22 protein-coding genes are annotated in these 25,368 nt (G+C 45.4%); 12 read left to right on the top strand and 10 right to left on the bottom strand.

All coding sequences use genetic code 11. The features are described 5' to 3' along the window. From QT987_RS26725 to QT987_RS26715, 3 genes are all read right to left on the bottom strand, one after another. Positions 1-428 (bottom strand): response regulator (locus QT987_RS26725; RefSeq protein ID WP_333246225.1); only part of this gene is annotated, 428 nt, incomplete at its 3' end. Beyond that, the gene (locus QT987_RS26720; protein WP_333246223.1) at positions 425-1,879 is read right to left on the bottom strand and encodes a HAMP domain-containing sensor histidine kinase; all 1,455 of its coding nucleotides are present in this window, start codon (positions 1,877-1,879) and stop codon (positions 425-427) included. The genes QT987_RS26725 and QT987_RS26720, both read right to left, overlap by 4 nt. Before the next feature lie 203 nt (positions 1,880-2,082). Further along, positions 2,083-2,694 carry a cupin gene (locus tag QT987_RS26715; protein ID WP_333246222.1) on the bottom strand — a complete coding sequence of 204 codons (612 nt, stop codon included), beginning with the start codon at positions 2,692-2,694 and terminating at the stop codon, positions 2,083-2,085. Between the two features lie 407 nt (positions 2,695-3,101). Between QT987_RS26715 and QT987_RS26710 the strand changes: the two genes are divergently transcribed. Both QT987_RS26710 and QT987_RS26705 read left to right on the top strand, forming a co-directional pair. After that, positions 3,102-3,728 carry a YHS domain-containing (seleno)protein gene (locus QT987_RS26710; protein WP_333246220.1) on the top strand — a complete coding sequence of 209 codons (627 nt, stop codon included), beginning with the start codon at positions 3,102-3,104 and terminating at the stop codon, positions 3,726-3,728. Between the two features lie 346 nt (positions 3,729-4,074). After that, positions 4,075-4,776, top strand: coding sequence for a DUF4079 domain-containing protein (locus QT987_RS26705; RefSeq protein WP_333246218.1), 702 nt, complete (start codon positions 4,075-4,077; stop codon positions 4,774-4,776). 240 nt (positions 4,777-5,016) lie between these two features. Here QT987_RS26705 and QT987_RS26700 read toward each other — a convergent pair whose 3' ends face one another. The 3 genes from QT987_RS26700 to QT987_RS26690 all read right to left on the bottom strand — a co-directional run bounded on the left by QT987_RS26700 (position 5,017) and on the right by QT987_RS26690 (position 10,173). After that, complete coding sequence (locus QT987_RS26700) at positions 5,017-5,895, bottom strand: sugar ABC transporter permease (protein WP_333246216.1); 879 nt, start codon at positions 5,893-5,895, stop codon at positions 5,017-5,019. 171 nt (positions 5,896-6,066) lie between these two features. Continuing rightward, on the bottom strand, positions 6,067-7,530 hold the full coding sequence (locus tag QT987_RS26695; RefSeq protein ID WP_333246214.1) for a CIA30 family protein: 1,464 nt from the start codon (positions 7,528-7,530) through the stop codon (positions 6,067-6,069). Between the two features lie 123 nt (positions 7,531-7,653). Then, positions 7,654-10,173, bottom strand: coding sequence for an ATP-binding protein (locus QT987_RS26690; protein ID WP_333246212.1), 2,520 nt, complete (start codon positions 10,171-10,173; stop codon positions 7,654-7,656). Between the two features lie 500 nt (positions 10,174-10,673). Here QT987_RS26690 and QT987_RS26685 point away from each other — a divergent pair, with 500 nt between their 5' ends. Then, positions 10,674-11,048 carry a hypothetical protein gene (locus QT987_RS26685; RefSeq protein WP_333057411.1) on the top strand — a complete coding sequence of 125 codons (375 nt, stop codon included), beginning with the start codon at positions 10,674-10,676 and terminating at the stop codon, positions 11,046-11,048. Positions 11,049-11,159: 111 nt separating this feature from the next. On the opposite strand, the gene QT987_RS26680 is transcribed toward QT987_RS26685, so the two are convergent. Further along, complete coding sequence (locus tag QT987_RS26680; RefSeq protein WP_333246210.1) at positions 11,160-12,017, bottom strand: Hpt domain-containing protein; 858 nt, start codon at positions 12,015-12,017, stop codon at positions 11,160-11,162. Between the two features lie 163 nt (positions 12,018-12,180). Then, positions 12,181-13,107 (bottom strand): DMT family transporter, encoded by a 927-nt coding sequence (locus QT987_RS26675; protein ID WP_333246208.1) that lies wholly within the window; start codon positions 13,105-13,107, stop codon positions 12,181-12,183. Positions 13,108-13,337: 230 nt separating this feature from the next. On the opposite strand from QT987_RS26675, the gene QT987_RS26670 reads away from it, so the two are divergent. Both QT987_RS26670 and QT987_RS26665 read left to right on the top strand, forming a co-directional pair. Further along, positions 13,338-13,475, top strand: a complete 138-nt coding sequence (locus QT987_RS26670; RefSeq protein WP_333245553.1) for a hypothetical protein — start codon at positions 13,338-13,340, stop codon at positions 13,473-13,475. Positions 13,476-13,557: 82 nt separating this feature from the next. After that, the gene (locus QT987_RS26665; RefSeq protein WP_333246206.1) at positions 13,558-14,361 is read left to right on the top strand and encodes an SDR family oxidoreductase; all 804 of its coding nucleotides are present in this window, start codon (positions 13,558-13,560) and stop codon (positions 14,359-14,361) included. Between the two features lie 112 nt (positions 14,362-14,473). Here QT987_RS26665 and QT987_RS26660 read toward each other — a convergent pair whose 3' ends face one another. Continuing rightward, a complete protein-coding gene (locus QT987_RS26660) occupies positions 14,474-14,656 on the bottom strand; it encodes a hypothetical protein (RefSeq protein WP_333246204.1) in 183 nt (60 codons plus the stop codon). A 15-nt stretch (positions 14,657-14,671) separates the two neighbouring features. Here QT987_RS26660 and QT987_RS26655 point away from each other — a divergent pair, with 15 nt between their 5' ends. After that, a complete protein-coding gene (locus QT987_RS26655) occupies positions 14,672-15,679 on the top strand; it encodes an NAD(P)-dependent alcohol dehydrogenase (protein WP_333057417.1) in 1,008 nt (335 codons plus the stop codon). Between the two features lie 61 nt (positions 15,680-15,740). Here QT987_RS26655 and QT987_RS26650 read toward each other — a convergent pair whose 3' ends face one another. Then, the gene (locus QT987_RS26650; RefSeq protein WP_333245556.1) at positions 15,741-16,550 is read right to left on the bottom strand and encodes a calcium-binding protein; all 810 of its coding nucleotides are present in this window, start codon (positions 16,548-16,550) and stop codon (positions 15,741-15,743) included. A gap of 198 nt (positions 16,551-16,748) precedes the next feature. Here QT987_RS26650 and QT987_RS26645 point away from each other — a divergent pair, with 198 nt between their 5' ends. The 6 genes from QT987_RS26645 (at position 16,749) to QT987_RS26620 (ending at position 25,310) form a co-directional block, all read left to right on the top strand. Further along, positions 16,749-17,729: an ATP-binding cassette domain-containing protein gene (locus QT987_RS26645; protein ID WP_333246202.1), complete on the top strand. Its 981-nt coding sequence runs from the start codon at positions 16,749-16,751 to the stop codon at positions 17,727-17,729. 318 nt (positions 17,730-18,047) lie between these two features. After that, a complete protein-coding gene (locus QT987_RS26640) occupies positions 18,048-18,836 on the top strand; it encodes an ABC-2 family transporter protein (protein ID WP_333246200.1) in 789 nt (262 codons plus the stop codon). Between the two features lie 336 nt (positions 18,837-19,172). Then, entirely contained in the window at positions 19,173-21,737 is a 2,565-nt protein-coding gene (gene nirB, locus QT987_RS26635) for a nitrite reductase large subunit NirB (protein ID WP_333246198.1), read from the top strand. Positions 21,738-21,981: 244 nt separating this feature from the next. Next, positions 21,982-22,341 carry a nitrite reductase small subunit NirD gene (gene nirD / locus QT987_RS26630; protein ID WP_333057424.1) on the top strand — a complete coding sequence of 120 codons (360 nt, stop codon included), beginning with the start codon at positions 21,982-21,984 and terminating at the stop codon, positions 22,339-22,341. Positions 22,342-22,558: 217 nt separating this feature from the next. Further along, positions 22,559-24,652 carry a HEAT repeat domain-containing protein gene (locus QT987_RS26625; RefSeq protein WP_333246196.1) on the top strand — a complete coding sequence of 698 codons (2,094 nt, stop codon included), beginning with the start codon at positions 22,559-22,561 and terminating at the stop codon, positions 24,650-24,652. A 301-nt stretch (positions 24,653-24,953) separates the two neighbouring features. Next, the gene (locus QT987_RS26620) at positions 24,954-25,310 is read left to right on the top strand and encodes a peptidoglycan-binding domain-containing protein (RefSeq protein WP_333246194.1); all 357 of its coding nucleotides are present in this window, start codon (positions 24,954-24,956) and stop codon (positions 25,308-25,310) included. Positions 25,311-25,368 lie beyond the last annotated feature (58 nt).

The following is a 25,368-nucleotide window of genomic DNA, read 5'->3' as shown; positions in this document are numbered from 1 at the left end:
AAGCTAAGTGTCGGTTTTCCAAAAAAACAATACATCATATCATACTTTTGTATACTTGCAAAATCGGGATGCTCCCGACGTGATTTCACTCTCGCGAGGAGTTCTTCCATACTGAAAGGCTTAGTAACATAATCATCGGCTCCAGCATTTAATCCCGTCACGCGATCGGGTACTTCATCTTTTGCTGTTAACATAATTATTGGTACTTGAACACCAGTCGATCGCAACCTTAAACAGATGTCTAATCCAGAGATACCGGGAAGCATCCAATCTAAAATTAATAAATCCGGTTGAGTATCACGAGCGATCGTTAATCCATCCAATCCGTTTGGGGCGACAGTGACGTGATATCCTTCAAGACTAAGTTCAGATTCGATGAACTTTGCCAGTTTAGGGTCATCTTCAACAAGGAGAATGCGATCGCTCATAGCTGCGGATTCCAGACAGGTAAGGTGATAGTAAAAATACTACCTTCTCCCGGTTTAGATCGGAGCGTAATACGTCCTTCCATGCCTTCGATCAGGCTTTTGGCGATCGCCAATCCCAACCCTGTACCGTCTCTAGAGCGCGTCATTGACTCATCCACCCGGTAAAACCGCTCAAAAATCCGGTTTTGATGGGGGAGAGAAATACCAATTCCGCGATCGCCCACATGAATCATCACCTGCTGTTCCTTCTTTTCTAATACTAACTCAACTGGTTGTTCTGGAGCAGAATACTTGATTGCACTATCAACTAAGTTAATTAACACCTGTTGTAAACGATCCTGATCCGCACAGGCTACAACATCCTCATCAGTTGACACCAAAATAATTTTCCGATTGCTAACTTTTTGACTCATCTGGGCTACCTCAGCCACCAGAGTATTCAGCATCACCGGATTCAAACGAAAGTGCAAGTTGCCGCTATCAGCCCTTGCCAAATCCAGCAAATCTTCTAACATCCGAATCGTGCGTTCAGTTTCCCCAACGGCTGTTTCCAGTGCTTGTTGCTGATAGTCACTTAAGTTAGTGCTGCGACGCAGCAAACTTTGTAAATAACCAACTACAACCGTCAGAGGAGTGCGTAATTCGTGGGAAACATTACCGACAAATTGGCGTTGCTGCTCCCAGGAACCCGACAATCGAAACAACATCTCATTAAAGGTTTGCGCTAGTCCTAAAATCTCATCAGGAGCCTGATGCAGTTGGAGTTTTGCCGCCTGCAAATTATCAGCAGACAAAGTGCTAGCTACCTGACTCATATGTTCCAAAGGATGGAGAGCATGACGAATGCGACTGGCGATCGCCAACATTAACACTAAGATTACCACAATACTGACAACAATTAGACTGCTAATCCCATCATTTAATTGACGTTGCTCATCAGTGATATCTTGAGAGAAATATACCGTACCCAGTAACTCATTTTTAATCCTCAGAGTTCTGCTACAGATCACCAAGTAGCGATCGCCCACCTGAACAAAAGTCGGCTCAGCAGGTACTTCCCTCAACGATATCATCTTCGTAATCTTAGAAGATTGCAGATCCATATCAGGTGAATTTACCAAAAGCATCCCATCATTTCGCTTCACCCACACCATGATTCCTCCTGTGGAAGCTTTATGCACACTTCGGGTTAAGCCAATTTCTAGTGAACCCATTTCACTATAAAGCTCAACCTGTTCGGGAAAGCGTATTCCAATGTATTCCAGGGTTTGTTTATGGGCACCGACTAGATTTTGCGACCTTTGCCAGCCGGCCCAAAATGCCACACTGCTAAGTCCTAAAATCGAGAGTACCAGCAATTCCAGCGTCAGGCGAAACTGAAGCGAAGAGGTAGAAATTCGCTGGCCAGTGAGAGAGTTGATAGCAACTATAAATTGGCGAATTAGCTTCATTATATCGTCAGGTAGCGAGGAGACTTAAGCATTAAGATTAGGGAAATCCCAACCATAGCAATCAAAAGCAGGGGTTGTGGTTCAGGCCTCCGAACCCGTCTAGCCTCGAAGCCTGAACGACGCATGAAAGTTGGTGCAGCCGCGATTGCAATCGCCCGGTAGATTTGATATTTGTTGATATTTGCTTTCATCAGGCTGCTATCTTAAAAGTTTTCCGCAGTGCCTTTAATCTGGTTAAACTCAAATCGTCGATCGTAATCTGTTACACCATAAAGATTAAAACTAATGGTTGGTTTATCTCCGAGTGCTTCCACATGATGAATCGCATCTGGCATTAAGCACAAAACGTCACCAGGAGCAAGCAAAATATCTCCCACTGTTGTGATTGTATCGGGAAACTTGCGAGTTGGCGATCGCTGCCAAAAAGTATTTTTCTCCTGTCCATCAAGTAGCGCCACCAGTCCCCAACTGGCATGATTATGAATCGGAGAAACTGCACCCGGAGCCCAAGCGACCAACTGCACGGTCAGAGGGAAAAATGGTTCATCATACAGTGTTTGTAAGGCCCAGCCTGTCTCAGAGTCAGGCTCAAGGAGAGCAATTTGAAACCAGGAAGAACTATCTAACAACCTGCGGACAAGGGGACAAATTGCCTGGAGTCGTAAATAATCATCACTAATTTGCTCTAATACATCTTCCAAGTCAGTTAAAAAGCGGTAAAGTCGGTAGGGATGAGTCAAATCTTCAATTTGACTTGTAGCCTCAAAAATACTGCACTGTCCATCATTAGTCACTAACCAGTCTTTTCCTGTCATAATTTCTCAACTCGCGATTAAATTACTGCACTACTAAGTTTCTCATCAGCAATCTTGGGTTGAGCAACCAGATATCTAGCAAGAAACCCGGTTGCTAAGCCAAGAGTGTATCAAGGACTCTTAAGGATAGTCAGGGTTAATCTCCACTCTATAAGAAATTCGGGGTAACTAGATGATGCGTTCCTAATTTCCCGATGAATTTTTGCTGAATAAAGGGACGTATAAAGTATTCAGAGTTTTATCTCTCATCCATCTATTCCTCATCTAGCACTCATTTTCTTGAGCGTTAATGTAAATAACCTCAAAGCTTGAAGACAACAACAAGCCAGCATAATTCCCAGAGAGCAAGAACTATCAAGCAAACATCTGGCGTGGAATTACTAACAATTTATCTGGAAATTAGACACATGAAAGTAAAATACATTACTACGATCGCCATTGCTACCATTCTCGGTTTGGTAACAACTAATGTTAGCTACGGCAACTTCAAGGCATCAACAAACTCAAACTCTACAACGGTTTCATCCAAGGTTGCACAATCCAATCCTTGTGCTGGTAAAGCCAATCCTTGTGCTGGTAAAGCCAATCCTTGTGCTGGTAAAGCCAATCCTTGTGCTGGTAAAAGCAGCACACCAACCGTTCATCCTCAATTCTACACCGAAAAAGGTGTGGCTCTTGATGGTCAGGATGTCGTAGCCTATTTCACCCAAAGCAAATTAGTTATGGGAGTTAGCCAATTTAAACATAATTGGGGTGGAAAAACTTGGATATTTGCTAATGCAGCAAACCGTGATCAGTTTGCTAAAAATCCTGAAAACTATGCTCCTCAATACGGTGGATATTGCGCCCAGGGAACCAGTGAAGGGCATCTTGTTGTCACTCAGCCTGACGCCTGGAAAATCGTTAATGGGAAGCTTTATCTCAACTACGACAAGAAAGTACAAGCACAGTGGATGGGGGATATTCCTGGTCACATTGCTTCAGGAAACAAAAATTGGCCTGCTATTCTGAATAACAAAGAACTGTTCCGCTAAGCTGAAAGTGATGCAGAAAATTAGTCATTAACCGCCACGAACGTTACCTCCAGCATTTTTCATTTCTATGGGTACAAAAAGGTCATGGTAATTGCGTTATTGCGTAACTTAACAAGCTGTACCTCACACAATTGACAACTGCTATATTTTCTGAGCGAGCAAAATATTGGGTGACTTATCCTTCATAAAGCGTGTTGGTAGTCAGGACTTCAGTTGTATCTATGCCGATGAACAATTACTATTAGTCCTGACTACCAAATTCCTGTGCTTAGATCGCCGGATATGATATTATGTATCGCAAAAACCGGGTTGATGAAGCCAACCCTCTTCAACAAACAGGTGATATATGGAATTTAAAGATTTTCTGGGTTTGCTGCATCCTATTTTAGCTGTAGCGATTGTTTTTCCGATGCTTGGTGTTGTTCTCAATATGGCGTGGCAAACCATGCAGCGTCGGAAGCAAATTGCGATCGACACCAAGAGCAAAATTCCACCTGTAGTCGGTTCAGAACACGTCAAAGCAGGTCGAATTCTGTCAGGTTCTGTGGTAGGAGTGACGTTGGTGGGTCTAGCCTACCCGATTTTTGAGCATATTTTGAGCAAGGATGTTTGGAGCAAAAACTCGTTTCAGGTCATTTTCATTGTGCTGATGTTTGTTGCAACTGTCGCCTCTTTGGTGATGCTTTATCGAGCGACACCCGCTTTATGGCGCGGCATATTTGCCACCCTAACAGGTACTGGTTTGGTTATTCTTGGCACTCAAGATGGCGTTTATCGGCGAACCAATGAATGGTACTGGTCTCACTACTACATTGGCATCGCCGCTGCGCTAATTATGGTTTTCTCCCTTGCCATCATTGAAGACATTTACAAAGACCGCTCAAATCGCTGGCGCACTATCCATGTGGTATTGAATTCGATCGCTGTGCTGCTCTTTCTGGGACAGGGAATGACCGGAACCAGGGATTTATTAGAAATTCCTCTGAGCTGGCAGAAACCCTATATTTATACCTGTGATTTCACCAATAAGACCTGCCCAAAGCCGTGAGCGATCGCATTACTTTGAGATTCAAGTCTAAAATTAGTATAAATTAGAAGGGCGGGACACCCCACAAGAAATTTCATGTATTGTGAAACAGGCCGGAAAGCCTGTTTTTAAGATGTGATGTATTGTGGAACAGGCATCTTGCCTGTTTTTAAGATGTGATGTATTGTGGAACAGGCATCTTGCCTGTTCTTGAGATCAGAATGTTGCAATATCTCACTCACTACCAATCAGTCACCAATCTTAATCATTGCGAGTCAAACCCTGAAGACTAACTTGCAAAATCGACAAACCCAAAATTAGCAAAAACAAAACCAGCCCGATCGTACAAGCATAGCCAATTTCCAAATCCTTAAAAGCCCGTTCGTAAAGATAATAAACAACAGTCTTAGAATTATTGCGAGGGCCGCCCTGAGTCATAATATAAACTTCTTCAAAAACCTTAGTAGCAGAAATCGCCGAAATTACCGCAACCAAAACTAAATACGGCTTCATCAGCGGCACAGTAATATCCCAGTGCTTTCCCAAACCATCAGAACCATCAATAGCAGCCGCCTCATAAAGTTCTGCCGGAATAGCTTGCAGCCCTGCCAAATAAATCACCATGTAATAGCCCAATCCTTTCCAGATAGTAACTGCCATGACGCTAAAGATTGCTAACTTCGGATTAGCCAGCCAAGAAACAGGAGGTAAACCCAACAATTCCCCCAACTGATTCAGCAGTCCAGTCTCAGCAAACAGCCACTTCCAAGCAATCCCAGCGACAACCATGGAAATCACCGCCGGCGTGTAGTAGGCTGCACGAAACCAGTTCATCCCCTTAAGTTTTTGGTTGCACAAAATCGCCATTCCCAACGGTAGAACAACCAATACAGGCACAACGCAGGTGAGATACAGCAGCGTATTCCTCAAAGTTTGCCAAAATACTCGATCGCCCCACAACCTCTCAAAATTCTTCAACCCCACCCACTGCGGCATTTGAGTCAAATCATATTCGTAGTTGGTAAAACTCAAATAAAAAGCTTGCACCGCCGGCCACAAAACAGTCAAACTCAAAATAAATAAAGCCGGAAGCAAAAACAAATAAGGAGTCAGTTTTCGTCGGGAAAAAGTAACAGACATAAATTAATTATTAGTTATTAGTTATTAGTTATTGGTTATAACTGGTTCCCAGGCTGAGCCTAGGAAGCAGTTATTTCTTAGTCTGCGGAGGCAGACTTCGTTTGTGTAGACGCGGTTTCAACCGCCGAGTAATCAAGGGGTAACAAACTAATCAGCCTCTACAAACAATTGTTATTTAACTCCCGAAAACAAACCCTGCCAGTCTCCGGGAGAACTGCCATTTTCCCCCTCTTTTACCTCAAAAGTAACGTTGCAAGCTTGAGGTTGTTCCAAAGCCTCCACGCACAATTCTGCAATATCTTCCCGACTGACTTTGCCCCTAATATTGTCTCCTTGCTCAAATATTAAAGCTTTGCCTCCCGCTTCTTCTGTCAAAGCGCAAGGTCTGACAACAGTATAAGGTATGCCGCTCGATCGCACACAATCTTCCCCTTTCAACTTCCAAGTCAAAATCCCCCCCAACATATCATTCATCCTGACAGCAGGCGGTTCTTCTTCCAAGTTAATTCCTGGGCGGCCAGGGCGGGTAACTCCTGCCGAACTCACCATCACAAATCGCGGCAAAGTCTGTCCCCCATCAGCTTTAATAGATTCTAACTCCAGTTGAAAAATACCCGGTGTAAATTTCGGGTTGAGCGCGCCATCATATTCAAACTTGCTCAACATTAACTGAAAAGAAAAAATACTGCTGGCATCAAATTTAGAGCCATCTTTGACTGTTTTCGCGCGGAATACTGGAATTAATTCATCAAAAGGAACAGTGACAGTAATCCAGATATTGTAAACAGTATCAAACGAATAGCAATAGCCAATTCCATCCCATTTAGCTTCGCTGCGAACAATCAATTTGTAGCGCTTGCCGTCCCCTTTGACACGTAGTTGGAGGCCGCTAAATCCTGCGAGATTAAGCGGAGGATCGAAGTTGCGGGTACGCACCGAAGCAAAGCCGCCCGAGTTGGCAGTAGAAACATTGCCTGTGAAGATAGCTGTATTGTCTGTAAGTACGATCGAACTTTCGCTGGTGCCGCCCATCACGATATCGTCTAGCGCCCCCCAAGTTTCTTTTAAATCTTGGCTGGGTTTTGTGAAGTCAAAAATTATTTTTTCGCCTGCTTTAATTAGCTGGCGACGAACAGCTTGCACTAAATTATTGAGGCCTTTGTATTCGACTATTTCGGGAACATCCACAACTTCCGGCATATAAAATTTGATGCCTTGATAATATTTTTCCCGCGTTGGGGTGTCTCCTTCTACCGGTTGAACTTTGGTGCCAGTACAGCAGATAACTGCTTCTATGCCCTCGGTTACTAGCGGTGTTAGGGTTTCTGGGAGAGTGATATCTCCTTCGACTAATTCGACATTTTTGCCGAGAATTTCTGTTGCTCTTTTAGCATCTCTGACGAGGGCTCGCACTCTATATCCCCGCTGTTGCAGCCGCTTGACAACTCGCTTCCCGACGCCGCCGGTAGCACCGGCTACCAGTATCAGTTTGGGTTGGTCTTTTTTAGTTTTGCTGCTGCTTCCAAAGAGTTGTTGCAGCCAGCTAATGCTGCCAATGAAGGGAATGACGCCGAAATAAGCCAAGGTTTTGAGAAACCGGCCGGCATCCCATTGGGCGGTTTTTTTTTCAGTCATACTAGCTTCCTCTGAATTGGCTCAAATCTACTTAGCTGCTTTTGTATTTTAATCTAATTTTCGATTTTTGAATTGGGGCGATTTCCTAGCCTTTGGGATAGATTCGCTAGCGCGGACTTTTTTTCACTTGACAATGGGTGTGGGGTGAGTTTGGCTCAAGGGAATCTCAATAATCAACTCGGTACCCTCTCCGGGGGCAGAAATGCAAGTCAATTTGCCACCGTGTTGTTCTAGCACAATTTCGTGGCTAATCGCCAAACCTATCCCCGCACCTTTGCCCACCTGTTTTGTGGTAAAAAACGGCTCAAAAATTTTCTGGCGCACTGTTTGGGTCATGCCCCAACCGTTGTCCTTGATCCGAACTGCTACGGCTTTTTCTCCGGGACAAATTTCAGTCACAATCCGAATTTGTCCGTACTTAACTGGCTCTTCTTTGTCGCCGTGAGACGATAAATTATTGTTGACAAAGGCATCTTCGAGAGCATCAATTGCATTTGTCAGTACATTCATAAATACTTGGTTGATTTGAACTGGGTAACACTCAACAAAAGGCAGAGAACCATATTCTTTGATGAGATGAATTGCGGGGCGATCGGGCTTCGGTTTGAGTCTATTGCTCAAAATCAACAAAGCGCTGTCCAATCCGTCGTGAATGTCAACGGGTTTAATCTCTGCTTCGTCAATTCTAGAGAAGTTTCGCAGCGACTGAACTATCTCGCGGATGCGGTTAGCTCCTACTTTCATTGAACCCAGCAATTTCGGTAAGTCTTCAACTATGAACTCTAATTCTACTGCTTCTATTTGTGCTTCAATTTCTGGCGAAGGCGACGGATAGTGCTGGTTGTAAAGCTGCAATAAATTGATCATTTTTTGACTGTATTCATTAGCATAGCTAAGATTGCCGTAGATGAAGTTAATCGGGTTAGTGACTTCATAAGCTACTGCCGCCACCAACTGTCCCAAGCTTGACATTCTTTCGCTTTGCACCAATTGAGTCTGCGCCCGCTTCAGCTCGGACATCGCTGTTTTTAAATGAGCAGTTTTTTCCCGTTCTCTGGCGACTGATGCTTCTAGTGCTGTATTTAATTTTTCGAGTTTATCGACTTGACACAGCACTATATTAATCATTGCTTTTTTCAGTTCCAATGCAGCTTCTATTTCGCATTGTTTCCAAGGCAACGATTTGTACCTCACATTTTCTTTCCACAGCTCGAAGGATTTCCGAGGAGACAGTCGAGGGTTGCCATCTTCATCGGTTTCCACTGGTTTGTTGGGGTTGCCCGCCCAATTTACGGTCTTAATTACTTCCGGGCGAAACCACAAAACGTATATTTTCTGAGTCGGAGATATTGCTATGGCCAAACACCCGCTGGCTGTGTCTTTAAATTCCTCAGCTTCTGGATAGCATTTGGTGAGCGAGTCCGTATAAAAAATTTCTTTATTTAAATGCTCTTGCACCCACTGAGTTAAGTATTTGAGCGCTTCTCCTTGAGGTGTTTGCCCTACTTGATAGCACTTGTCTCCAAATATTATGGCGGCTCCCTGGGCGTTGACTGCTTCTAGCAAATTCTGCTGACATTTAACTAACACTTCTGACAAGTTGTCGGACGTGGATATGTCTTCAAAAATCTTGGTTTGAATGGATTTTAAGTGTAGTTTGTAGTCGTAGTCTTCGTTTCCTTCTTTTGATTGCAGTTCTAAGGACATTACTTGCCCGATAAATTCGCAGGCGGCGCGCAATTCATAGTTGAGGTATTTTGGTGTATAGTTGTGGCAAGCAATCAATCCCCACAGTTTTTTGTCTTTGATTAACGAGATTGACATCGAAGCTGCAACGCCCATATTTTGCAGGTATTCTATGTGAATGGGAGAAACGCTTCTCAATACGCTGAAACTCAGGTCTCGCGGCTGGGTCGTGAGAGCATTATTTCCTGAAACAAGGGGGACTGGTTGATAATTAATATCTGGGATTAACCTCAGCCAATTTAACGCATACAGTTGTCGGGCTTGTTTGGGAATATCTGAACTTGGGTAGTTTAATCCTAAGAAAGGACTCAGCATTTCTGCTTTGTCTTCAGCGATTACAGCGCCGTTGCCTTCGTGGTCAAATTGATAGACCATAACTCTATCAAAACCCGATATTTTTCTGACTTCTTCTACAGTTATTTGAGATAATTCTTTGAGATTTTTGGCGCTTTGAATTTTGCTGATAGTAGATCTCACTGAATGATAAAAACTAAAAACTGAAAGATTTTCTGGGCTGGTGGCCAATTCCAACTCGACCATCAATACTTCTTCTACTCGGTGGAGGATGCAGTCAAATTCTAAATATTTACCTTTGTTTATGACAGAGAGTTTAATGGGATTAACGGTTTTTAAGTTTTCATTACACAAACAAAGCTTGAGTTTTTTGAGTTGAACTCTATTGAAGAATAAGCTCAAATTTCGACCGATCGCACTTTCGGGCTCTACTCCTAACAAATCTTGCGTATTTTCACTGACTTGCAGTATTTCTAGTTCAGGTTCTCGTACAACAAGTAGCACCCCGTGTGGCTGAATCAGCCCCGATATGTGAATCTGTTCTCTGTCGCAGTTTGTCAAGTCAACTTCTTCGAGTGCGGGAATTGTGATTTGTAGATCCATTTTCTTTGTCTTCCGCTGTAAAATGTCGAGAGGGTTCTAATGATTTGAGATTTGAGAGCCAAGTGGCTTTTCTATGATAATCTCATATTGTTCGATCGCATAACTGATCGATCCCTGGACGGACACTGAGAATCAATCAAGAATCAATCATCCGATCATCAGCGAATCAAAAAAGATTTAGTCGAAAATCAGCCGGCAGTATTTGTTGCTGTGAGACCAGCCTCAGCTTTCTATAAATTTTACCGACTTGGCTCCTATATACTATCGCTTCCCGATGTTAATTATCATAGCAATTGTTGCGATTCTTCAAGTATGTTTAATAATTTTCCAAAACTTTAATATTTGTGGTAAAATTTTCCCTGCAAGAAAAGGGGGAGAGAAATGCGTCTCCAGAGCGGCCTACTTACTGAAATATTAAGTTAAGGTAAGGGTGACAAGATATGAAAGTCAAGTCACGCTAAGCTCTTTAAGTATACCCAACAGGCCCGACATTTAGACTGATGCTCGACTTCAATACAGTTACTGAATTTTCTCATACCTACTGCATAGCTATCTGTGCCTTTTTAGTTCCGGCAAACTTGCTGACTACTTTGCAGACAGCGATTTTGACAGGACTAAACCGACCTCGAATGCAAATTTGGGCGTCTGTGGTTGTCGCCAGCCTTTGGGCTACAGCAATGATATTTCACGTTTTTACCTGGTTCGCGATCGGGGTAGTAATGCCTCCGACATACATCTTGCTAGTTATGGCAATCACTTGTCTGACAATCAATGTCTGGGCGATCGCTCATCCTGCAAGCATGATGCAATTAATTCGAGTTGCGGTATCAGTTGTTAGGGGATATTTCCGAAGGAAGAAGGATGTAGTTGTCTAAAAACTTAAAAAAAATGGCAGGGGGTAATGTGAAAAAAATCAGGGAAAATATGGGTTTCCGAAGATTTTTTCGAGAGGCAAATCGTGCTTCCGAGGGCTGAGTTTTCAGCCGTTATTCCGGTTCGCGATCGCGACAATCTTCTGTTTCCGGGCCGCGGGGATGGATCGTGCAGTTGAGCAGGTAGCCGCCGTCGCTTCTGCCGTAATAGTAGCGGCATCCGATGCAAATTGCGGGAGGTTCGATCGCACTTTGGTAAAGCGGATAATCTCCAGTCGCCAGCAGCGAAAAGTCGCGCTGCGTCTGAACATTCCCGATAATAGCGCCGGAGAGTTCGACAGCTTGGCGGATGTTTTCGATCCTGGTGTAAGGCGGCAGGTAAATGTCAATACAAAGGCGTATCCCCTGGCTATCCTGATCGTGGCGGGTAATAGTGCCTCCGAGCAAACCGACGCGCGAAGCAATAGCCGAGGAAAATTCGCTCAGGGAGGTGCAGTAACCGGAGAAAACGTGAATATGTTCGTCCGTAGTAGCTCTCACCGTCAGGCGAGTGGGAATTCGCAATCTCAGGTAAGCGTCGAGTTCGTCAAAAACTGGTTCGGCGATGGATAGCATTTGGTTTGCGTCTTCGTGCTTGAGCCCAAAACCCTTAGAAACCTTGGACACGAGGGCGGCTAAAATATCAAAAACTTCGGTTAAGAGCGATTGTAGCCTGCTATCAATGGCGATCGGACATTCTCTCAGCAGCTTTAAATAATCCTCCAACCGATGAGCCATGCGCTGAATGCTGCTAAATCCGAGCATAGCTGCTCCCCCTTTTATCGAGTGCGAGGCTCGGATGAGCTGGTGTATTCTTTGGGGATCTGCCAGGGTGTTTTGGATATCTTGCAAGCCTGGTTCGATAATTTGGATCTGTTCTGTGGCTTCTTCGATAAAGTAGCCGATGATCCGCTGTAGTTGTTCTGGCAGCATAATTTTATTCTCCTAAAGGCAACCGAGTATTATTAGTCATTAGTCAGACCTTTGATAGTTTGGAACTGATATTTAACTGACGAGTTATTTTTGTTTTTAAGCCCTGATTTGTTTTATTCTGACTCACGGCAACTGTAGTGGCAATGTCGAAAACTGTTAACTCTTAAGTGTTGAGTGTTATTTTTTTTGCTCCGACGGTAGCGATTGCTACACCCAACAACAGCACCGCAGCACCTGCGAGTACCGCCGGCGCCGGCATTTCCCCAAACAGCAAATAACCCAACCAACTCGCCGCCACCGGTTCAAACAAGATGGCAAGAGTTACCAGAGTTGGGGAAATCTGCATTACAGCCCAGTTCAAAATGGTGTGGCCGACTAACTGAGGCAAAGCGGCTGTTAACAAAATATAAAAATATACAATGTCGGGGTAATTAGTATAAGTAGTACCGAAGGCGAAGGGGAGAGGCAGCAGGACGATCGCAGCAATAGTATAGGCGATCGCGATATAGCCACCAATTCCCAGTCCCCGCCGCTGAGCTTCCCGGCCCAGCAGCAAATACAAGCTGACAGCCCAGGAACCAGCCAGAGCCAGGAAATCGCCAAGCAGTTGGCTGCTGCCAGCATCGGCTGCGCCCGCACTTCCCAGAGCGATCGCCATTCCCCCAGTCAGGGCTATAGTAATGCCAGCGATCGACATTTTGCTGAGTTTTTCGCCGAACCAGAAGCGGGACAAAAGCGCTACCCAGACAGGATTAGTGGTGACGAGAGCAGTCGAGGCGGCGATCGAAGTATAAGAAAGTGAGGTAATCCAGAGAGCAAAATGCAGGGCGAGACACAAACCCGCAGTAGCAGCATAGCGCCGAGCTCCCGGTTGCAGGGTGTTCCACTGAATTTTTCGCCAAGCCGGAAGCAGAATTAAAGCAGATAAAGTCAGACGAGAGGCCGCGAGCACCAGACTGAAACCCAAACCGCCCGCCCCTGCTGAAAAGTTAGCCAGCCGAATTAAGATTGATGAAGTTGAGACGGCTAAAACGCCGATAATTAACACTAGGGCGATCGACCAATTAGGCGTTTGTTTCGGAAGATTCATTTTTTAGGCATTGGGCATTGGGCATTGGGCATTGGGCATTGGGCATTAGGAAAATTTACAAAGCAATTTTCGCACAAATTATGAATAATTTCTCTTCTCTTCTTCTCATCTCCTCTTCTCTCTTCCTTCCCTTCCTAGCGCTTACGCGCGGCTTCGCCTAACGCGCCTTCGCGGTTCGTTAAAACTGAGATGTTGCACCATTCTCAATAAGGCTTTTATGAACAGGCAAGATGCCTGTTCCACAAGAAAATTTATCTTTGGTGGAACGGGCATCTTGCCCGTTCTTGAGAATGGTGCAAGATGTGAGTTTAAAAAAAGCCTCATCGCAAATCACAGAAAATTGCTATACTCAAGAAATATTAATGTAGAGCGTGCCTAAAATTAGATTACCTCTGTTATAGTTTCAATACCGCCGGAAACGATTTCTCCACTTACAATTTATAACTATCTATGGCTCCTACAGTTTTGATTACAGGCGCTTCTCAAGGAAGCGGCAAAGCAACAGCAATTTTATTTGCAAGTAAAGGTTACGATGTAGTTATGGTAGCTCGCCAGCCAGAGAGATTGGCAGCAGCAGCGGCTCAAGTGCAGCGAGAAGGCACTTCCGCTGTAGCTATTCCGGGGGATGTTGGCGACATTCACCAAGTGCGGGCGATCGTCCAAAAAGCCCTAGATACCTGCGGCAACATCGATGTTTTAGTTAACAATGCTGGCATTTGTCTCACGGGGGCGATCGAGCACACTACCTCCGAAGACTGGCAGCAATTAATGAATACCAATTTTTGGGGATGCGTTAACACAATTCAAGAAATGTTGCCACATTTTTTGGAACGAAAAACCGGGACAATCGTCAATGTTGGTTCAATTGGTGGCAAAATGCCTTTGCCTCAAATGACTGCTTATTGTGCCAGCAAATATGCAGTAACAGGTTTAACAGAAACTTTGCGATTGGAATTAGTGCCTCAAGGTATTCACGTTTGCGCCGTGCATCCGGGCTTGATTAACAGCGATTTTTTAGAAAGAGCTCAATTTCGCGATCGAGACGAACCCGCAGTCGAATCGCGCCGCCAGCAAATGAGCAAAATGCTGAAATCTGAGTGGGCAACTCAGCCAGAAGATATTGCTAAAGCTATCTGGGATGCTGTGAAAAATCAGCGTGCAGAAGTTACCGTCGGCCCTGCTTTTTTGGCATCGGAAGCTTATCGGTTATTTCCCGGTTTGATGCAGTGGGCAATGGGAAATGGCAAGTTGTGAGACTAATTGGTAATTGCTATAGCAATCCTAAATGATTTGTGTAATTCTTGTAGGGGCAACCCCCCCGTGGTTGCCCCGATGCAGGCTGGGGTAGGCACTATTAGCACTACGCCTAAATATTTTTACAACTGATGCGAGGATTGCTATAATTGGTAATTGCTAATTGGTAAGGTGCGCCACAAGCACCAGACAAATTATTAGTAACGCGCATCATTCCTAGGGGTATGTTCACCTGAATATATACAACTAAAGAAAGAGACTGTGAAAGTCGATCGAGCACTATAATGGCAAACAAACCAGGAAATACACCATGCAAATCAAAGCACTTGCAGTTACAAAAACAGGCGGATTGCTTGAAGAATACAAATTCGATGTCGAACCTCCAAAAGTACATGAATGTATTATCAAAGTTTTAGCCTGCGGCATTTGTCACTCTGACTTGCACATGATTGACAATGACTGGGGTCAATCAAAATATCCCCTCGTTCCCGGCCACGAAGTTATCGGAGAAGTGGCAGAAATAGGGCCGCAAGTGACTCATTTAAAAGTGGGCGATCGCGTTGGTGTCGGCTGGCAAAGGTCGTCTTGTTTGCAGTGCCACGACTGCTTGCGCGGTAACGAAAATCTCTGCGATGAAAACCAGGGATTAATTGTTACAGGGCCGGGCGGTTTTGCCGATTATTTGATGGTAGATTCCCGCTTTGCTTTTCCTATTCCCAAAGGCATCGATTCCAACGTAGCGGGGCCGCTGTTGTGCGGCGGAATTACGGTTTACGCCGGTTTGCGAAATGCGGGGATGAGTTCTGGGCAAGAAATTGGCATTCTTGGCATCGGCGGTTTGGGACACATGGCGGTGCAATTTGCCAAAAAATTAGGCAACCGAGTTACAGTTTTTACTACTTCCCAAGATAAGGCAGAATTTGCACATAAAATGGGGGCGGACGAAGCTATTGTAGTAGGAAAAGGCGAAGTTCCTCAAGCCCCCAGCAGCAAATTAGATATTTTGTTGAGCACTGTTCCTGCTTCTTTAGATTGGGTTCCGTACATTGATTTTCTCGATTCTAACGGTGCGCTTGCTTTTGTGGGAGTTCCCGACGAACCTTTGAGCATTCCGTTATTTTCGCTGCTGGTAAAGCAACGCCGAATTGTGAGTTCTCTCATCGGCGGTCGCGCTATGATTAATGAAATGCTGGCAATTGCAGAGAAGTTTGAGATTGAGCCAATTGTCGAAGTTTTTGCGATCGCACAAGCGAATGAAGCAATGCAGAAAGTCCGGGACAATCAAGTGCGCTATCGCGCAGTTTTGACGATGAGTTAGATAATGGGTAATGGGTAAGGTGCGCCCGGTCGCACCCTACTAGAGATATATAAGCAACGAATTAAAGCAAAGAATTAGCATTAATAAAACGATCGTTTAAATCGGCTGGGGTCACATTCAACACAGTACCCAACAAAGCATTAGTAACACCGAATCTAATATTAGTAGCTTCCACACGGCCGTTGCCATCGGGATCTAGACTTCGCTGGGAGATGCCACCCTTGGCTAACAAACTCGTTCCCCCCGCGATAGTTGCAGGATTGATCAGCAGCAGTCTCGGATCGTTTAAGCTATAACTTACCTGTTCCAAAGAGATATTGCTGCTGGTAAATTCCACACTAATTCCAATCGAATCGTTAGACTTATCAAAATCCACAATTACCGCGTCTGGAACTTCAATTCCAAATACTCGGATTCCCGCTTGATCGACTCGAAAAACAAATACATCATTCCCTGCACCACCTTGGTAAATATCCACATCTCTGTCGCCAATTAAAGTATCATTACCGTCTCCGCCCACTAACAAATCAACACCTTGTCCACCGCGCAGCAAATCATTTCCCGCACCCCCATCAAGGAAATCGCTATTTCTATCTCCTGTCAAGAAATCGTCGCCAGTTTCTCCCAAAACATCGTCATCATCTTTGCCGGCGTAAATAGAATCATTGCCGACACCGCCTAACAGACTGTCTTTACCATCGTTGCCGAAAATCCGTTCTGCATCTGACGATCCCCTGACAGTATCATTGCCGCCCACCATCCAAAGTCCCCCAGGAAAACTAGCAAGTTGTCCTGGTGCAAGTGTAATATTTTCAGGAGAATTGTCTCCTACCAAACGAGAGATGCCTGAATTATCTGGGGTGAGTACCATAGTTGTAAACTTTGTGCGATGTGATTATGGATATTTTGCAATATTCTACAGTTTATTAGGGTGCGCCAGAACACAGTTACTTCCTGACTCGCGATCGAGCAATGGCTGGCGCACCCTACTAGATAGCTCGATCGCTCCATCTTGGCACAAGCCTGATGGAAATACCCTAGATTAAAATAAAAGTTAAAATTTGAGCCGATGCCAATTATCTTAGTTGAAGACTTGAGCAAAGTTTATCCAGTAGCGATTAAAGAACCGGGACTTAAAGGAACAGTGCGACACTTTTTTAGTCGCACTTACCGCAATATCAAAGCAGTTGAGGGCGTTTCTTTCAGTATTGAACCGGGGGAAGTCGTGGGGTTTCTAGGTGCTAACGGTGCGGGCAAAACTACTACGCTGAAAATGCTGACGGGTTTGATTTATCCGTCTGCGGGTACGGTGAGTGTGTGCGATCGTACTCCTTTCCGTCGGGAAGCAGATTTTCTGCAAAAAATCACCTTAGTGATGGGGCAGAAACAGCAGTTAATTTGGGATTTACCTGTGCTTGACTCTCTGCGAATTAATGCCGCTGTCTACGGCATTCCCGATGCAGATTATCGACGGCGAGTCGGAGAATTGACAGAGATGCTGTCACTAGAAGGCAAATTAAATCAGCCGGTACGAAAGCTTTCTTTAGGCGAACGCATGAAAGCTGAATTGATGGCGGCGCTGCTGCACCAGCCGGAGGTATTATTTTTGGATGAACCGACTTTAGGTTTGGATATAAACGCACAGTTTAGCGTCCGGCAATTTCTGCGAGAATATAACGAGCGCTATCAAGCAACGGTGCTGTTGACGAGCCATTACATGGCTGACATTACTGCTTTGTGCAAGCGCGTTTTGTTAATCCATGAAGGGCAATTAGTTTATGATGGCAGTTTAGACGGATTGCTCGACAGGTTTGCACCTTATCGGGAAGTTCAGGTAAAATTAGCTAAGCCCCTGGCAAAAGATAGTGCTTTTGCTTACGGGGAGGTAGAATCTATTGAGGGACAATCGGTGCGGTTTTTGGTGAAAAGGGAAGAGCTGACGGTGAGCGTGGCGAAGATTTTGGCGGAGTTAGAAGTGATAGATTTGACTGTCACAGATCCGCCAATTGAAGAGGTAATTGGTAGAGTTTTTCGCACGGGAAAAGTCTAATGTTTTTGGCTGGGTTCATTCTCTATAACAGGCAAGATGCCTGTTCCACTAGAATTATAAAGTAGAACAGGCAAGATGCCTGTTCCACTAAAGATTTAATGTTTTTGTGGAACGGGCTTCTAGCCCGTTGCTAACCCCAAAAAATTGAACAGGCAAGATGCCTGTTCCACGAGAGTTTCCATGTTTTGTGGAACGGGCTTCTAGCCCGTTGCTAACCCCAAAAAACAGGCAAGATGCCTGTTTCACTAGAGATTCAATGTTTTGTGGAACTGGCTTCGAGCCCGTTGCTAACACCTAAAAATTAACTCTAAAATTGATATGAACAGAATAGTGAGAATTACTAAAACTTTGTTAGTTACCTACTATGCTTATATGCTCGAATACCGGGCGGAATTGTTTTTGTGGGCGCTGTCGGGAGCTTTGCCGTTTATATTGATGGGCGTCTGGATGCAGGCGGCAGAAACTGGTCAATTTGGGCTGAATTCGATCGACTTTGCTCGTTATTTTCTAGCGGCTTTCATTGTCAGGCAAACAAATGTAGTTTGGGTGATTTGGGAGTTTGAAAAGGAAGTAGTGCAAGGCAGGCTATCTAATAAATTGTTGCAGCCTCTCGATCCCGTATGGCATCACTTCGTATCTCACATTTCCGAAAGGTTTGCGAGGCTGCCGTTTGTATTGGGATTAGTGCTGCTGTTTTTTGCACTTTACCCGCAGGCTTTTTGGCTGCCAAGTTTGGGCAGGTTTTTGCTGTTTTTGCTGGTTATCGTCTTGGCTTTTTGCTTGCGGTTTATTATACAGTATACCTTTGCGCTGTTTGCTTTTTGGCTGGAGAGGGCAAGTGCGATCGAGCAATTCTGGTTTCTAATTTACCTGTTTTTATCGGGACTTATCGCGCCACTAGAAGTGTTTCCCGCACCCGTGCGCGAAGTAGTTTTGTGGACGCCGTTTCCTTATTTGATTCATTTTCCCGCTTCTATCTTGATAGGATTACCCGTAGATTTAGGCCGCGGTTTGTTGGTAATGTTGGGTTGGAGTGCGGTGTTTTTTGTGTGGAATCGCTGGCTTTGGCGGCAGGGTTTGAAGCAGTATTCGGGCATGGGCGCTTAAATAATTAAGAATTAGAAAACTGTAAAGTGCGTCACAGTAAAAATATTAATCGTTTTGTCAAAAAGACTTACTTGACGCACCCTACTTAACTGTGGAGTAAATCTAAAATCTAAAATCTAAAATCGACTAACGCACCCCACTTAACTGTGGAGTAAATCTAAAATCTAAAATCTAAAATCTAAAATCGGTCGATCGCACATATCATGCAAAAATGCAATCGGGAGTATTCGACAATTGCATAAATCTCCATTTTTTGTATCTATAAGTACAAAACTTTATAATAAAGTCTTATATTAATTAACCCAACGACTGATAAACGGGATAAAATAGATTCTCATGACAGCCAAAAAAAACCTCATTGTAATCGGCAATGGCATGGTAGGTCACAAGTTCCTGGAGTTAATGGTGAGCTCGGATGCTGCCAAACACTGGAATTTAATTACTTTTTGTGAAGAACCGCGCGTTGCTTACGATCGCGTAAACCTCAGCGGATTTTTCTCTGGCAAAACAGCGGGAGATTTATCTTTAGTTGCACCGGGATTTTATCAACAAAACGGCATCCAGATTCACATTGGCGACAAAGCAGTCGCCATTAATCGGGAACAAAAAACAGTCTCTTCAGCCAACGGTTTAGAAGTTCCCTACGACAAAATTGTTCTCGCGACCGGTTCCTATCCATTTGTGCCATCAATTCAAGGCAAAGACGCTACAGGAACTTTTGTTTACCGGACAATTGACGACCTGGAAGCGATGTCCGATTACGCTAAAAATTGCAAAACAGGTGTAGTAATTGGCGGCGGTTTGTTAGGTCTAGAATGTGCTAATGCTCTGCAAAATATGGGCTTGAAAACTCACGTTGTTGAGTTTGCGCCGCGGCTGATGCCCGTGCAAGTTGACGAGATGGGCGGGGCAATTCTCCGCAGCAAAATAGAAGATTTGGGGGTTTCGGTTCATACCAGCAAATCTACAACAGAAATTGTTAGCGAAGATGGCAAAGTTACTAAAATGCTGTTTGCTGACGGTTCGGAATTAGCAACAGATATGATTGTGTTTTCTGCTGGCATTCGCCCCCGCGACGAAATTGCCAGAAGTTGCGGTATAGAAGTAGGTGAACGCGGTGGCATTTTGATTAATGATAGCTGCCAAACCTCCGATCCTGATATTTATGCGATCGGAGAATGCGCCCTGTATCAAAATCGCATCTACGGCTTAGTTGCGCCTGGGTATACAATGGCAAGCGTAGCAGCAGATATTTTGAGCCGTGTAGCGGATGACGGGCAAGATGCCCGTCCCACAAGCACTTTTACAGGTGCGGATATGTCCACTAAACTCAAATTATTGGGAGTGGATGTCGCTAGTTTTGGAGAGCCTTTTCCCAAGTCGGGCGATGCTAAAGAAATTGTTGTCACTGACACATTCCAAGGCATTTACAAAAAATTAGTTTTAAATCAAGACGGCAGCAGAATTTTAGGCGGAATTCTCGTGGGAGATGCTTCGGCTTACGGCACTTTGCTGCAATTTATGCAAAATGAAATTGCTCTGCCGCCGCATCCCGAAGATTTGTTAATGCCACCGCGAGAAGGGGGAGTAGCAGTAGGTTTTGGAGTAGACAGTTTGCCGGATTCGGCTCAAATTTGTTCTTGCAATAATGTTACCAAAGGGCAGATTTGTGCAGCGATTCGCGACCATAATTTAACCGATGTTGCCAGCGTCAAAAAATGCACTCAAGCTGGGACGGGCTGCGGCGGGTGCGTGCCTTTGGTGACGGATATCTTCAAGTCGGAGATGAAGAAAGCTGGGTTCGCAGTCAAAAATAATCTCTGCGAACATTTTGAATATTCTCGTCAAGAATTGTACCATTTAGTGCGTTCTCAAGAGATTAAAACCTTTGAGGAGTTGATTGCAAGACACGGCAAAGGTAAGGGTTGCGAAATTTGCAAGCCTGCAGTTGGTTCGATGCTGGCTTCTACTTGGAATGACCATATTTTAGAGAAGTCTCACGTCGGTTTACAAGATACGAACGATTACTTTTTGGCCAATATTCAGCGCGACGGTACTTATTCGGTGGTGCCGCGAATACCGGGGGGAGAAATCACTCCCGATAAGTTGATTGTTTTGGGTGAAGTTGCCAGGGATTTTGGGCTTTATACTAAGATTACTGGCGGGCAACGGATTGATTTGTTTGGGGCTCGCGTGGATCAATTGCCGCATATTTGGCGGCGGTTGATTGATGCGGGATTTGAGTCGGGACACGCTTACGGTAAGGCTCTGCGTACTGTAAAATCTTGTGTTGGTAGCACTTGGTGCCGCTTTGGGGTGCAGGATTCAACGAGTTTGGCGATCGAGGTTGAATTGCGGTATCGTGGTTTGCGATCGCCCCACAAGCTCAAATCTGCTGTCTCTGGTTGCACTCGCGAATGCGCGGAAGCTCAAAGCAAGGACTTTGGGATAATTGCGACAGAGAATGGTTGGAATTTGTATGTGTGTGGCAACGGCGGTATTAAGCCACAGCACGCGGTTTTGCTGGCTACGGATATCGATAAGGAAACTTTGATTAAGTATATCGATCGATTCTTGGTTTTCTACATCCGCACCGCCGACAGATTGGAACGCACTGCTACTTGGTTGAACAAACTTGAGGGCGGAATTGAATATTTGAAACAGGTAATAATTGAGGATTCTCTGGGCATTTGTGCTGAATTAGAAGCGCAGATGGAACATTTAGTGAATACTTATCAATGTGAGTGGAAAACGACGATTGAAGACCCACAAAAGGTGCAGCGATTCCAGCATTTTGTGAATTCCGATTTGCCAGATCCGAGTATTGTTCGTGTTGCGGAACGGGGACAAACGCGGCCGGCTAACGAACATGAAAAGGCTCTGGCTGGAGTTTCGGAATAACCCCTCCCCAGCCCTCCCCTTGAATCAGGGGAGGGAGCAAGATAACCCCTCCCCAGCCCTCCCCTTGAATCAGGGGAGGGAGCAAGAATCTCGTTCCCAGGCTCTGCCTGGGAATGAATTCCGGGAGGCTCTGCCTCCTTCCGCGAGGCTAGGCAGAGCCTCGAAACGCGAGGCAGAGCCTCGAAACCTACGTTCCCAGCCGGAGACTGGGAACGAGATTGAAGTAAATTAACAGGAAAAGAAAATGGTTCAATCATTACAAGTTTCCGATACAGTAACAACTTGGGTAGATGTGTGTTCTCTGGATGCGATCGCCCCTTATACTGGAGTTTGCGCTTTAGTTAAAGGCGAACAAGTGGCGATTTTCCGAGTGGGAAACGGGGATGAAGTTTATGCGCTTAGCAATTACGACCCGTTTAGTAAAGCTTTTGTTTTGTCGCGGGGAATTGTGGGCGATCGCAACGGCACTCTCAAAGTTGCTTCTCCCATTTACAAACAAAACTTTAGTCTGACTACCGGGCAATGTCTGGATGATGAAACGGTAAAGATTCCTACTTTTGCGGTTCGCGTTGTAGCCGATCGCGTCCAAGTAGCTGTTAGTTAGATTCAGCGGCTTAATTGTTCGATCGCCATCCGCCACCACCTAACATTTCTGTGGGTGCTGGCGGATTTTGCATTAGGGCCCTCCCGACTCAGTATTTTTCGTATAAAATAGAGTCGATTGGCTCCATACTCCACGCTCGCTCAAAAAAATCTCAATTAATATCCGAGCTGATGCGAGGATGGTCAATGCAAACAAACTTAAGGGGCAGGGTATCGGTATGTTGTTAAAAAAACTTGTTTCCGAAAATAATCCCCAGACTGTAGCAGAGTTAATCCATGCCCAACTCAAAATCGGTCAACTGACTTGGGGCGAACTCAACATACAAGTTTTCGGCCAGCACTGGCGTGACGAATCTTTGCACGAAGTCCTCAGAGAAATTGCAGCTAAGCTCGACAAAGAAACAGCGAGCCAAATTATAGAATATCTCACAGATCAGAACGGTCAACAAGAAAAATTTATTAATTTGTTTTTAGCAGCGCAATGCCTGTTAAAAGTGAAAAATGATGTTAATAAAAAAACCGAAAAAAAACTGTTAAACGCTTTAAAAAAGTTATCGCAATACGGTACGGGTTTCCTGATTCTTTATCAAAGCGCTCAAGAATTGCAGGAAACTTATCAAATTCGCAATCGCTCGATCGTGGCGATCGCCCAAACTTGGAAAAACGACCCGCAAACCCTGCCCTGGCTGAAAATACTCGCTCACTCCACCGACTGTGGCGAAGTCCGATCCACAGCAGTCGAAGCAATAGCCCGTGGTTGGCCAGATCAGCCAGAAATTTACCTGATGCTCAAAAACCTCGCCAAATCAGATCCAAGCTGGGCAGTGCGATCGACCTGTGCGCGAGAAATGGCTTGTGGTTGGCCCGACACGAGCGATACCTTGCCGCTGCTGAGTGCCCTGGCTATGTCAGATCAAAGTCCCGCAGTCCGCACCGCAGCACTCGAACAGTTGGCCTCTAATTGGCCCGATCGCACAGATACCTTGCTGCTGCTGAGAACCGCCGCCGAATCCGACGAAAATTTGGGAGTGCGAGTCTGTGCGTGGCAAGAAATAGCCAGAGGTTGGCACAGCCTTTTAGGCACCGCCTCCCTGCTCAAAAACCTTGCTCAGACAGGAAGTTCTATCCTGCGAACCGTAGCGGTGCGGGAGTTGGCAGCAGGCTGGCCCGCCGCAGCCGACGTTTACCTGCTGCTGAAAACCCTAGCCGAATCGGACAGCAGCAGAGAAGTGCGGACAGCAGCCTTAGAAGAATTGGCCTCGCACTGGCCCGATGAACCAGACATTTACCCACTGCTGAAGAATAAAGCCGAGTCCGACGCGAGTTCGAGCGTCCGGCGCTCAGCAGTGCAAGCAATTGCCTCTGGCTGGCCCGGGAACCCCGAAACTCTGACTTTTTTGAAAAATATAGCATTGGGCGATCGCGACGCCGACCTGCGAGAAATAGCCCTACAACAGATAGCCGCAGGTTGGCCCGATCACCCAGAAACCCTGCCCCTGCTGCAAAAAATAGCTGATTCCGAGGATTACTGGACTGTGCGGCAAGTAGTAGTGGAGGCTGTCGCCGCACTGGCATCAGGCAGTCTCGAAATCTTTGGCTGGTTGCAAAATCTCGCCGCGTCTGACAGACACCTGAACGTCCGAGAAACTGCGGTGGCAGAGATCGCAAAACGCTGGTCTCATCGGGGCGAGACGCTGCCTTTCCTCAAAAGCCGGGTCGAGTATGAGCATGATTCTCACCTGCTGAGCGTGCTGGTGCGATCGATCGTGCGGGGGTGGCCCGACGCCCCGGAAACCTTGTCTTGGCTGAAAATTCAGCTCGATTCTGGGGAAGCGCTAGTGCGGGAAGCAGCGGTGCTTGAACTCGCTTACAACTGGTCAGACAATCCTGAAACTTGGATGCTGCTGGAGGCTAAAGCAGAGGGCGATGAGAGTCCCGCTGTCAGGCAAATCGCTTTGCAAAAGTTAGCGCGCGGGTGGACAAATCAGTCTCAAACTTTCGAGTGGCTGAAAATTAGAGCTCAAAAAGATCAAGATTCGCAGGTGCGGGCGATCGCCCTGGTAGAGTTAATGCGGGGATGGAAAGATGAGCCGGGAATGTTTGAGTTTTTGCGCGATCGAACTTTGAGCGATCCTGACAATCAAAACGGTTCTTTTCCTTACAATCCCAGATTTACAGCGCTCGAAGCGATTATCGAACATTATCCCGAAAATCCGGGAGTTGTGCCCTTGTTGCGATCGCTTGCAGTTTCCGACGCAGAAGAGCAAGTGCGGGCCTTAGCGGGTCGCCGGCTACGCAGCCAAGACTGGTAAGTAGAAACAATCCTTTAGACACCTCGGAAAATTCATCATGCCTGCTCTTCTTTCTGGAGTTTGAGGAGGCTCCAACTTTAGGCGTTTAGTGCATAACTTGTCTTCGTTGCACTCTTAACATTGTTTCAGTATATCATTCCGCCGCAGCCGGAAGAGATATTAACAGTTAACACTGGGACTAACTTAAACGAGTGACACTCAAATGAGTGACACTCGAAAAAGTGACTGTGCATCCACAAATCCCACCAGTTATACCTGAAATATCAAACACCAAAACTTAACTGTTGAGAGGAAGCACATTATGTACACCGAAGAAAGAAGCTTGAACAATGAAACTATGGCTCTCGTCGCCGATAATACTGCTCAATCAACTCTGGCATTTGCTGAAACCACGGGAGTAAACAAACCCACTTTACAAATGGGTTCAACAGGTCAAGCTGTCAAGGAACTACAACAGCTTCTATATCATTGGGGTTATTATTTTGGCCCGATTGACGGTATCTTCGGTGTCCAAGTTCAAAACGCCGTCAAAGGCTATCAACACCGCGTCTTTTTAAAAGAAGATGGGATTGTCGGCCCTATCACTTGGGAAGCACTATACTCTGGTGCACCTGTGAATATGCCGGTCGTCATGAAAGGCAGGGTAAACGCATCTTAACTGGAACCCAAAATATGCTACAGTTAAATCCGACTAAATTTCAATGTAGTTTGTTGTA

Source organism: Microcoleus sp. SVA1B4 (genome assembly GCF_036700545.1).
In the GTDB taxonomy this organism is placed as follows: Bacteria; Cyanobacteriota; Cyanobacteriia; order Cyanobacteriales; family Microcoleaceae; genus Microcoleus.
This window is presented reverse-complemented; position numbering and strand designations above follow the sequence as displayed.